Genomic DNA, 11,177 nt, shown 5'->3' on the forward strand with positions numbered 1-11,177 from the left:
TTTAGTCTTTAGGTTGTCGTGTTACTCTGCGAAGCTTGAGTTTGCGGCCTATTTGGGCCTTACGCACCGACAAGCGCCACAACCAATCTATAACAAAGTAGCCGGCGATTGCCGAGCATATTCCCATCAACAAACAACCGGTTAAAAACGGTTTACCAATACTGCTAATACTGTGTTGTAACCAGGCCCAGCTGGCTTCAAAAGCAAAAGGCTCCAGCGGCGTGCGCAGCACTACCGAACCAACCAAATAGGCAATATAAAATAGTATTGGCATCGTTAACGGGTTGGTGATCCAGACCAATGCGACTGACAGCGGTAAATTTACCCGTAATGGAATAGCCACCGCAGCCGATGCCACCATTTGAAATGGCATTGGGATCCAGGCAAAAAATAACCCAACAGCAAAAGCCCCGCGGGCTGAGCGACGGTTCAAATGCCATAAATTGCCATCATGCAACAAACTACCAAACAACTTTAATAGCTTTTGTTGCTTGATTTTTTCTGGTGATGGTAAATATTTCTTAATAAAGTTCTTTGGCATTACAACCTGCTAACAAAAAACAAACATGAAATCTTTTTGTATCGGTGTGCTCGCTGGCTGCCTATTGTCGTTATTTTTGCCAATAGTGCCACCTTTTTTCGCAGTTTTTCTACTGCTGTCGTTGTTTTTCGTTTTGCCTGGCTATATTCGCTGGTTTTATCTCGGTGTACTGGCCTATTTACTGAGTCTAAGTTGGCAATATCAACACTACCTCAATGCGCAACAGGCACTGCTAAGTTCGGATATGATGATCAGCGGGGTGGTTATAGGTACGCCCCGCAACTCTGCTGAGTATAGTCAATTTGAACTCAAACTGGATTATGGCAAGGCTAAAGGCTACACGGTGGCACTTGGCTGGCATTATAACATCGGGCAAAACGTTGGTACTGACTATACCCGGCCGATACCCGAGATCCAGAACGGCCAACGTTGGCGCTTCAGCACCAAACTTCGCCCGGTAGCGGGCACGGCAAACCCTGGCGGTATCAATCGCGAAGCCCAGGCGCTGTTAAATGGGATAGTGGCGCAGGGCAGCGTTGTAGCTCAGTCAACACCAGCGCTACTGCAATTTAGCGCCAGTTTTCGCCACTATTTACTTTCGTTGGTGGAGCGGCAGTTGCAGGGGTTAGCTACGGCCGATATTTTGCGCGCGCTGACCGTGGGTGAGAAACATTTTAGTGCTGGGCAATGGTTGGGCTTGCAAAATTCCGGGCTGGCACATTTATTGGCGATATCGGGTTTGCATATTGGCTTGGTGTTCGGCTGGAGTCTACTGTTGCTGCGGACACTGCCTTGGCCAGTACGCGGCTTGCCACTGCGCAGTGTCGCTACCTTAACCAGCGCATTTCTGGTTGCATGGGCCTATGCCTGGCTTGCCGGCTTTGCTATTCCGACAATACGTGCGTTGGCGGCATTGTTTATTGTAGCCATAACGATGTTGTTGAAGCGCCGTCTGAATTACAGCCAGTATTGGTTGATACTCTGTGCCAGTTTATTGCTGCTACAACCGTTTTATCTGCTAAGTAAAAGTTTTTGGCTGTCTGTACTGGCGGTAGCGGCCATTTTTTTGTTGCTTTGGCTTTCGCCCGTCAGTGCGGGGAACTGGCGGCAAAAATTTGGCTTGTTTCTTCGTTTTCATTTGTTGTTAACGCTGGCAATGACCTTACTTAGCATTATGCTGTTTAATGGCAGTGCGACTGTCGCTTTATTGTCGAACATACTATTTGTGCCCTGGTGCAGCCTGCTGGCACTGCCGTTGTTGTTGGTTACGCTCGTTCTTAGCCTGCTGGCAGTGCCGGGTGCGCAGTATTTATGGCAATTAGCGGATCTGACATTTTTGCCGTTGCAGTGGTGGTTGTCGGTATGTGCCCAAAGCAACAGCTGGCTGGCGCTGCCAGACTGGCCGGTATGGCTTGCTGTGGTCAGTATCTTGCTGTTGCTGTTATGGCTGCTAAGCCGGCAGCAATGGTTGTATCCTGTACTGACAATGCTATTGGTGTCGTTGATATTAAGTGTACTGCGTCCGGCGCAGTGGCAATTGCATGTTATTGACGTAGGGCAGGGGCTGGCGGTATTACTGCAAAAAGGCGGACGCGGCTTATTATATGATGCTGGCCCGCGCTATGGTGATCACAGTGCTACCGCTGCGGTGGTACTGCCTTATCTGCGCCAGCGTGGCATCCGCCAGTTGGATTATCTGATTCTAAGTCATGATGATAGTGATCATACCGGCGACTGGCCTCTGTTACAGGCGCGGTATCCAACAGTACAAATTATTAGTGATATTAGTCATATTGAGCAGGCAAAACCCTGTCATGCGTTACCATCAGAGTATCTTGGTGCACAGCTGACGATGTTGCAGCCCAACATCGCTTTTAGCAGTAAAAATGACGCATCCTGTGTACTGTTGCTAAATGTGCATGGTTGGAAGATCCTGCTGCCTGGCGATATAGGCAGAATGGTAGAAAAGCAGCTGCTGGTGCAATACCCGCAACTACGGGCCCATGTTTTACTATTGGCCCATCATGGTAGCAACAGCTCAAGTGATTTTGTTTTTCTGCATCAACTGGCACCGCAACTAGCACTAAACAGTGCCAGTTTATATAACAGGCATCAGCATCCGGTTTCAGATGTGCGCATGCGGCTACAACTATTGGGTATTGCATTGTTAAATACTGCCCAAAGTGGTGCTATCAGCTTACATATTGCGGACGAGACGCTGCATTTTCAGGCATATCGTGACAACCGGTTACCTTTTTGGCTGCAAAAGCCAGTTGTAAATGCTGAAACCTTAGTAACAACACGTTAGAATACGCCAAATTTTTTTAGTAGGACCTTACTTTGACAAAGCCAACTCCTGTTTCGTCGGCGGTAGCGCGACGTCTGCTCAGCTATGTCAAACCATTCCGCTTGGGCTTCGTGGTAGCAGCGTTGGGTATGTTAGGCTACGCGCTGATAGATGTATATTTTATTTCCAAGTTACCCGGCTTTATTGACGAGGGTATCAATGCCAAAAATACTGACTATCTGCGTTATGCGCCGTTTTTTGTCATTGCAGTCTTTGTTATGCGTGGCTTTTGTAATTTTATTGCCAGTTACTGTTTGAACTGGGTTGGTACCCATGTAGTACAGGCGCTGCGGCAGCAGTTGTTCGAGCATTATATGAAACTGCCGGTGAGTTATCATGATCAGCACTCAACCGGCGAGCTAATTTCAAAAGTAACCTACAACACAGAGCAGATTAAACAAACCACCTCCAGAGCGCTGGCGGTAGTGGTGCGCGAAGGTGCTTTTGTCACCGGCCTGGTGGTAATGATGTTTTATCATAGCTGGCAGCTATCGGCGATTTTTTTGCTGATCGCACCGGTAATCGCCGTTGTGGTGCGCTTTGTGTCTAAACGCTTTCGGTTACTGAGCAGGAATATTCAGACCGCAATGGGCGATGTGACGACCAGCTCAGAGCAAATGCTAAACGGACATAAAGTCATTTTGTCCTTTGGCGGACAAAAGGTGGAGAGCGAGCGCTTTGCCCGCGTTAATAACATTACCCGCCGCCAAGATGTCAAAATGGAAGCGACCCGGGCTATCAGTGTGTCTACCATCCAGATAATCGCGTCTTTTGCCCTGGCTTTTGTGGTGTATATGGCAAGCTTTCCGGAGATGCTGGATAGTTTGTCGGCCGGTGTTTTTACCACTATTGTCGGTTCAATGATGATGCTGCTTCGGCCATTAAAGCAGCTGACCACGGTAAACAGCGAGTTTCAGCGCGGTTTAGCCGCCGCCAAGAGCGTATTTGACGTGTTGGACCAACCGGTAGAACAAGATACCGGTAGCCTGGTGCTGGATAAAATTCGCGGCGAAATTCGGTTTGATAAGGTTAACTTTACCTACCCAGGCCACGAGAAACAGGTGTTGTTTGATATCAGTTTTTGCGCCGAGCAAGGTAAAACCATCGCTTTGGTTGGTCGCTCCGGTAGCGGTAAAACCACTATTTCCAGTTTGTTACCGCGTTTTTATGAGCTTAGCAGCGGTAATATTTATATTGATGAACATAACATCCGCGATTGCACGTTAGCGTCATTACGCCACCAGTTAGCCGTGGTGTCACAGCATGTCACCTTGTTTAATGACAGCATTGCCAACAATATTTGCTATGGTTGTACTGAACCTGTGTCGCAACAGCGCTTACTGGACGTAGCAGAAAAAGCCCACGTACTGGAGTTTGCCAGTCAGCTAGCCGATGGCCTGAATACGGTGATAGGCGAGAATGGCGTAAGTTTATCCGGCGGCCAGCGCCAGCGTATCGCCATTGCTCGTGCGTTGTTGCGTGAAGCACCGATACTGATCCTTGATGAAGCCACCTCGGCGCTGGATACGGAGTCAGAGCGTAAAATTCAGGCCGCCTTGAATGAGCTGCTAAAAGGCCGTACCAGCATAGTGATCGCGCACCGCTTATCTACTATAGAGAATGCCGATGTTATTATCGTGATGGATCAGGGACGGATAGTTGAACAGGGCGATCATACCAGCTTACTGGCACAAAACGGTGCCTATGCGCAATTGTATAAGCTGCAATTTGGCGAGTTGCAGTGAGTTTTATCGAGCGTGTCTGGTATCAGGGCCATAAAGCGTACTGGCTATTATTGCCACTGACCTGGTTATATGCAGCTGTCAGCGCGCTGCGTCGGTTACTCTACCGGTTGAATATAAAACCGCAGCATAAGCTGCCGGTGCCCGTTATTGTAGTGGGTAATATTAGCATTGGCGGTACCGGTAAAACGCCCTTTACATTGATGCTGTGTTCTGAACTGCGGGCCCGCGGTTGGACACCAGGTATTGTCAGTCGCGGCTATGGTGCCAATATAAGCGCGCCACTGTTGGTGAAAGCTGATGCGTTGTCCACGGCCGTCGGCGATGAGCCGCTCTTATTGGCACAGCGCAGCGGATGTCCGGTTGTGGTGTGTCCGGATAGGGTGGCGGCAGCGAAATTTCTGCTTGCCAATACCAATGTCGATATTATTGTGAGTGATGATGGTCTGCAGCATTACCGTCTGGCGCGGGATATTGAAATTGTGTTGGTTGATGGTAGCCGGGGCCTGGGTAATGGGCATTTGCTGCCGGCCGGGCCGCTGCGCGAGGGCGTCTGGCGTTTAGCGCAGGTAAATTTGGTGGTGGCTAACAGCCAACCGTTTGCTCTGGCAGACGGTGTGATGACATTGCTGCCGACAGCGGCAAAACAGCTCACGGGTGATGCACTACTGCCGCCTTGTAAGGTGAACCTGGTAGCTGGTATCGGTAACCCGGCGCGGTTTGAGCGCACAGTGGTTGCTGCCGGTTTTACGATAAATCAACGGTATTATTTTGCTGATCACTACAAATTTAGCGCAACAGATTTTGCTGAGATTAGCGGGCCTGTCTTGATGACTGAAAAAGATGCTGTGAAGTGTCGCGTTTTTGCCCGTGATAACTGGTTTAGTTTGAGCGTAGATGCCCAGTTAGATGAACAACTTACAACTAAAATACAGACTATTTTAACTAATTTGCGGAGCAGTTATGGCACTTAAAGTAGCATTAACCGAAATATTGGCCTGTCCGCTGTGTAAAGGCAAGCTGAAGTATGATCAAGCATCGCAGCAGCTGATTTGTACCTTCGATCGGCTGGCGTATCCGGTGCAAGACAACATTCCTGTGCTACTGGCCGATGAAGCCCGCGAGTTGACGCTGGAAGAGGTGGAACAATGGCGTTCATAGTGGTGATACCGGCGCGTTTCGCCAGTAGCCGTTTGCCCGGCAAACCGCTGTGTGATATTGGCGGAAAGACCATGATTGAGCGCGTGTATCAGCAGGCATTACAAAGCGGCGCAGCACGCGTGATAGTTGCCACGGATGACGAGCGGGTGGCCGCAGCCGTTGATAGCTTTGGTGGCGAAGTGTGTTTTACCAGTGCTGCGCATAACTCGGGTACCGAGCGTTTGGCTGAGGTCGTGCAAAAGTTAGGCTTAGCTGCCGATATGGTGGTGGTAAATGTGCAGGGCGACGAGCCTTTTATTCCTCCGCTGATTATTCGTCAGGTTGCAGACAATCTGGCATCACAACAAAAGGCGCAGATGGCTACGCTGGCAGTGCCATTGTCTGATGCAACGGAAATTGCTAACCCGAATATTGTCAAAGTGGTGAGTGACAAAGATGGCTATGCGCTGTATTTCAGCCGCAGTGTTATCCCGTTTGACCGCGATGGCATCACCAATTCTGCATTGGCGCAGCATTACCGGCGTCATATTGGTATTTATGCGTATCGTGCCGGTTTTATTCAGCAGTATGTCAACTGGCCGGCATCAACGCTGGAGCAAATCGAAAGTTTAGAGCAACTGCGGGTGCTGTGGCATGGCCAGGCAATACACGTGGATACGGCGCTGGAGACGCCGGCAGTGGGTGTCGATACACCGGCCGACTTGGAACACGCCCGACGCTATGCGGCCAGTCTGAATTGATGCAACCGGCCTTTAGTCTGGTAGCCGAAACGGCCGAGTTTGTGCTGTTAAATAAAGCCGCCGGAACCAGTTTTCACTCTGATGATGGCCCGGGGTTAGTGGTACTGGCTGAACAACAGCTTGGCTACAAACTGTACCCGGTACACCGACTTGATAAGGTCACCTCTGGTTTAATTTTGCTGGCCCGCAGCAATGCCGCAGCGGCAGAACTAACGCAGTTGTTTGCTACGCATCAGATAGAGAAATACTATCTGGCACTGAGCTTAACCAAGCCGGCAAAAAAGCAGGGCTGGGTAAAAGGCGATATGGCGCCCTCGCGACGCGGCGCGTGGAAATTACTTAGCACACAGCTAAACCCGGCGGTGACTTATTTTATTAGCCGTGGCTTTGAGCAACTGCCATTTCGGGCGTTTTTAGTTAAGCCCTACACTGGTAAAACGCATCAGATCCGCGTTGCACTAAAAAGTGCCGGCGCTGCTATTGCCGGTGATGTGTTGTATCAGGGCGGCGGGGCCGACCGTGTTTATTTGCATGCTTATGCTTTGCGATTCTGTTTGTACAATACCGAATATTATTATGTGCAGCCACCGGCACAAGGCGTCTTGCACCAGCAATTAAACCAGAGCAATGCTTTAGCAGACTGGGAGCAGCCCTGGCTATTGCAGTGGCCACACTACACTTTACCTAAACAGGTTAATGAATAACGATGTCCGATTATCAATTACGTTTTGCTGGCATTGCCCGTTTGTATGGCGTTACCGCACTGGAAAAATTTCGTCAGGCCCATGTTTGTGTGATCGGTGTTGGTGGCGTTGGCAGCTGGGCGGCGGAAGCACTGGCCCGCTCAGGTATTGGCAGGATTACTCTGATTGATTTAGATGATGTCTGTATCAGCAATATCAATCGTCAGCTACACGCAACTACAGCAACGGTCGGCCAGGATAAAGTGGCGGTAATGGCACAGCGTATTGGCGCTATTAACCCTGACTGTGTTGTGCATCAGATAGAGGATTTTGTCACTACCGATAACCTGAGGCAGTTGATCACAACCGATATGGATTATGTGGTTGATGCTATAGATTCCATTAAAGCCAAAGTAGCCCTGCTGGCGCATTGTAAGCGTAATAAAATTAAACTGATCAGTACCGGCGGAGCAGGCGGCCAAACTGATCCGACACAAATACAGATCGCCGATCTCACCCAAACTATTAATGACCCGCTACTGGCAAAGGTACGCAACAGTTTGCGGCGTGATTATAACTACAGCCGTAACCCGAAACGCCGTTTTGGCATCGATTGTGTATATTCAACTGAACAGTTGGTGTATCCGAAACCGGATGGCAGCGTGTGTCAGCAGAAAACCGCGCAAGTTACTGCAGATGGCGAGGTAAGCAGTATGCGGCTCGATTGCAGCGGCGGTTTCGGCGCTGTTACTGTGGTAACGGCCAGTTTTGGTTTTGCTGCCGTATCCAGAGTGCTGAAAAAGCTAGCTACTTAGCAGGGCAGCAAGCTTTAATCCGCTGGGCCATTGCTGTTAAGCCATTACCGCGTGACTGGCTTAAATACGGTTTTAAATTCAGTTGATCAAACTTATGACACAAATCAAATTTTGCCAGCTCAGCGCTGGTCATACCGTTAACAAGACACAGCATTATAGCCATTAAGCCTTTAACAATGCGGGCGTCGCTGTCGAGGACAAAAAAATGTTTATCGGCGCTTTTGTCATGATAATGCATTAACCAGGCCCGGCTCTCACAGCCTTTTACTAATAAGTGCGGTTGCTTGATTTTTTCTGGTACTGGCGGTAGCTTTTTGCCAAGTTGCATTAAAATGCGGTATTTACTTTGCCAGTCTTTTTCTTGTTGGAGCTGTGGTAAGTCGGTGGTGCTAATCTCCTGCAGAACAGGGGAGGTATCTGCTAGTAGTTGTTCTATATTCATGCAGTTAGGATCTCCATGGCCTGCTCCAATGCGAACAGACACCGGTCAACGTCATCCAGCGTATTGTAAGCGGCAAACGAAAATCTTACCGCACCGTGCAATTGTAAATTGCTAAATAATGGCATAGCGCAATGTTGGCCGGCACGCACTGCAACCTGTTGTTGGCTAAGCAGTTCGGCGACATCTGCCGGGTGCTCATTACCAACATTCAATGCCACTATACCGGCATTATGCACAGGTGACGATAAAATATCTATGGCTTTTAGTTGGCTAAGTCCCTGATAAAATTCGTGTAGTAGTGTGGCTTTATGTTTCTGAATAAGTTTATTGTCAAAATTTTGTAGCCATGTTATTGCCGCAGCCAGGCCGATGGCCCCGGCAATATTGGGCGTACCGGCTTCTAATCTGAACGGCAGAGTGTTAAAGGTGGTATTTTCAAAGCTGACCTGTTCTATCATTTCTCCGCCACCCAGTAGCGGCGTTAGTAGTTCCAGTGCTGATGTTTTGCCATATAACACACCTGTGCCTGTGGGGCCGTATAACTTGTGTCCGGAGAATACATAAAAATCACAGTTCAATTGTTGCATATCGGGTTGCTGATACACTACAGCCTGAGCACCATCAATTACTGTTATCGCCCCGGCGGCTTTTGCCAGTGCAACCATCTGTTGTGCTGGCTGAATATGCCCCAGCACGTTAGAAACATGACTAAAGCTTACCAGCTTAGGCTTGAGTTTAAGCAACGCCTTGTAGGCGTTAAGGTCAAGTTGGTGATCTGCAGTTAGCGGTACCACGTCAATAATTACACCATAACGCTGACAATGTAGTTGCCAGGGCACAATATTGGCGTGGTGTTCCAGTGTAGTCAGTAAAATGCGATCCCCCGGGGATAGCAGGGTATGCATTAAACCAAACGCCAGTTGGTTTAATGCAGCGGTAGTACCGGCAGTAAATATTATCTCCTGCCGTGAGTTTGCGTTTATAAATGCTGCTACTGTGTCTCTTGCCGTTTCAAACAGTATGGTCGCGTGCTGGCTAAGGCGGTGGGCACCGCGATGTACATTACTATTTGTCGTTTGATAGAACGCTAATTCCGCATCAATTACAGTCTGCGGTTTATGCATGGTGGCTGCATTATCCAGATAAACCCAATCTGGCTGCTGCTGAAAAAACGCAAATTGCTGGCGAAATTGTTGTATGTCGAAACCGGGCATAGGGGCTGGGGTCCTGATGAAGATGGCGCGATTTTGCCTTTTTTCGCGCTCAGGCGCAAATCAGATGCCAGATGACAGGCAAGAAAAAAGCGGCCGCAGCCGCTTTTTTACTACTAACTAAGCAGCAGCGAAACTAACGCTTGTTCAGCGGTTTAAAATCACGATTAGTGTAGCCGGTATACAGCTGACGCGGACGTCCGATTTTGTGGCCTTTTTCGCCGAGCATTTCATCCCAGTGTGAGATCCAGCCAACGGTACGTGACATAGCAAAAATCACCGTAAACATGCTGGTTGGAATACCGATAGCTTTAAGGATAATGCCACTGTAGAAATCCACGTTCGGATACAGTTTTTTCTCGATAAAGTACGGATCAGACAGCGCAATACGCTCTAATTCCATTGCCACATCTAACAATGGGTCTTTAACATTCAGCTCTTTTAACACTTCATGGCAGGTGTCACGCATTACTTTGGCTCGTGGGTCAAAGTTTTTGTAAACCCTGTGGCCAAAGCCCATTAAACGGAAGCTGTCGTTTTTATCTTTAGCGCGTTCAACAAATTCAGGAATACGGTCGACAGAGCCAATTTGCTGCAACATCTTCAGGCAGGCTTCGTTGGCGCCACCATGTGCCGGGCCCCATAGCGATGCTACGCCAGCGGCGATACAAGCATAAGGGTTGGCACCGGATGAACCGGCTAAACGAACAGTAGAGGTAGAAGCATTTTGCTCGTGGTCCGCATGTAACATAAAGATACGGTCCATCGCTTTGGCCAGAATAGGGCTGACTTTATAATCTTCTGCCGGCACAGAGAACATCATGTGCAGGAAGTTAGCTGAATAGCTCAGGTCATTGCGTGGGTAAACAAACGGCTGGCCTACAGTGTATTTGTACGCCATCGCAGAGATAGTAGGTAACTTGGCAATTAAGCGGTGTGCGCTACGCTTGCGTTGCTCCGGGTCGTTGATATCTAAATCCGAGTGATAAAACGAGGATAAAGCGCCAACGACACCACATAACATCGCCATAGGGTGCGCATCTACGCGGAAGCCCTGAAAGAAAGAGGCAATTTTTTCATGCACCATAGTGTGGCGCGTGATGGTGTTTTTAAACTGGTTATATTGCTCAGCCTGCGGTAATTCACCTTCTAATAACAGGTAGCACAGCTCCAGGTAGTCTGAATGATCTGCAAGTTGTTCAATAGGATAACCACGGTGTAATAACACACCATTGTCGCCATCAATGTAGGTAATTTTTGACTCGCACGAACCAGTAGACATAAAACCTGGATCGAACGTGAAATAACCATGCTGACCCAAGGCGCGAACATCAATTACGTCTGTGCCGGCAGTGCCAGAGTAAATTGGCAACTCAAACGATTTTCCATCGACCTGCACGACGGCCTTTTTATCTGCCATTGGATTTCTCCTGTTGTTGTAGTATCGGGTTTAAGGAATTTAGCAAATTGGCCGCTATTCTACCTACAAACGACC

The 11,177-nt window shown here is 48.8% G+C and carries 11 protein-coding genes; 7 read left to right on the plus strand and 4 right to left on the minus strand.

Annotation, left to right across the window (positions count from 1 at the left end):
- Position 1 precedes the first annotated feature (1 nt).
- Positions 2-541, minus strand: coding sequence for a DUF2062 domain-containing protein (locus ACYVIC_RS12325; protein ID WP_460860345.1), 540 nt, complete (start codon positions 539-541; stop codon positions 2-4).
- A gap of 64 nt (positions 542-605) precedes the next feature.
- Here ACYVIC_RS12325 and ACYVIC_RS12330 point away from each other — a divergent pair, with 64 nt between their 5' ends.
- From ACYVIC_RS12330 to tcdA, 7 genes are read left to right on the plus strand one after another with little or no spacing between them, the layout of a single operon-like run.
- Entirely contained in the window at positions 606-2,849 is a 2,244-nt protein-coding gene (locus tag ACYVIC_RS12330) for a DNA internalization-related competence protein ComEC/Rec2 (RefSeq protein WP_460860346.1), read from the plus strand.
- Between the two features lie 32 nt (positions 2,850-2,881).
- Positions 2,882-4,633: a lipid A export permease/ATP-binding protein MsbA gene (gene msbA / locus ACYVIC_RS12335; protein ID WP_460860348.1), complete on the plus strand. Its 1,752-nt coding sequence runs from the start codon at positions 2,882-2,884 to the stop codon at positions 4,631-4,633.
- A complete protein-coding gene (lpxK, locus tag ACYVIC_RS12340) occupies positions 4,630-5,604 on the plus strand; it encodes a tetraacyldisaccharide 4'-kinase (protein ID WP_460860350.1) in 975 nt (324 codons plus the stop codon). The genes msbA and lpxK overlap by 4 nt, the downstream gene beginning before the upstream one ends.
- Positions 5,594-5,791, plus strand: a complete 198-nt coding sequence (locus ACYVIC_RS12345; protein WP_460860352.1) for a Trm112 family protein — start codon at positions 5,594-5,596, stop codon at positions 5,789-5,791. The genes lpxK and ACYVIC_RS12345 overlap by 11 nt, the downstream gene beginning before the upstream one ends.
- On the plus strand, positions 5,779-6,531 hold the full coding sequence (kdsB, locus tag ACYVIC_RS12350) for a 3-deoxy-manno-octulosonate cytidylyltransferase (protein WP_460860353.1): 753 nt from the start codon (positions 5,779-5,781) through the stop codon (positions 6,529-6,531). The genes ACYVIC_RS12345 and kdsB overlap by 13 nt, the downstream gene beginning before the upstream one ends.
- The gene (locus ACYVIC_RS12355) at positions 6,531-7,235 is read left to right on the plus strand and encodes a pseudouridine synthase (RefSeq protein WP_460860354.1); all 705 of its coding nucleotides are present in this window, start codon (positions 6,531-6,533) and stop codon (positions 7,233-7,235) included. Before kdsB ends, ACYVIC_RS12355 begins: the two co-directional genes overlap by 1 nt.
- Positions 7,236-7,237: 2 nt before the next feature.
- Entirely contained in the window at positions 7,238-8,029 is a 792-nt protein-coding gene (tcdA, locus tag ACYVIC_RS12360; protein WP_460860356.1) for a tRNA cyclic N6-threonylcarbamoyladenosine(37) synthase TcdA, read from the plus strand.
- On the opposite strand, the gene ACYVIC_RS12365 is transcribed toward tcdA, so the two are convergent.
- From ACYVIC_RS12365 to gltA, 3 genes are all read right to left on the minus strand, one after another.
- Positions 8,022-8,471, minus strand: coding sequence for a SufE family protein (locus ACYVIC_RS12365; protein WP_460860359.1), 450 nt, complete (start codon positions 8,469-8,471; stop codon positions 8,022-8,024). The genes tcdA and ACYVIC_RS12365 overlap by 8 nt on opposite strands.
- A complete protein-coding gene (locus ACYVIC_RS12370; RefSeq protein WP_460860361.1) occupies positions 8,468-9,685 on the minus strand; it encodes an aminotransferase class V-fold PLP-dependent enzyme in 1,218 nt (405 codons plus the stop codon). The genes ACYVIC_RS12365 and ACYVIC_RS12370 overlap by 4 nt, the downstream gene beginning before the upstream one ends.
- Positions 9,686-9,818: 133 nt before the next feature.
- A complete protein-coding gene (gene gltA / locus ACYVIC_RS12375) occupies positions 9,819-11,102 on the minus strand; it encodes a citrate synthase (RefSeq protein WP_460860363.1) in 1,284 nt (427 codons plus the stop codon).
- Between the last annotated feature and the right edge of the window lie 75 nt (positions 11,103-11,177).

The sequence above is a fragment of the Rheinheimera gaetbuli genome (assembly GCF_054781935.1).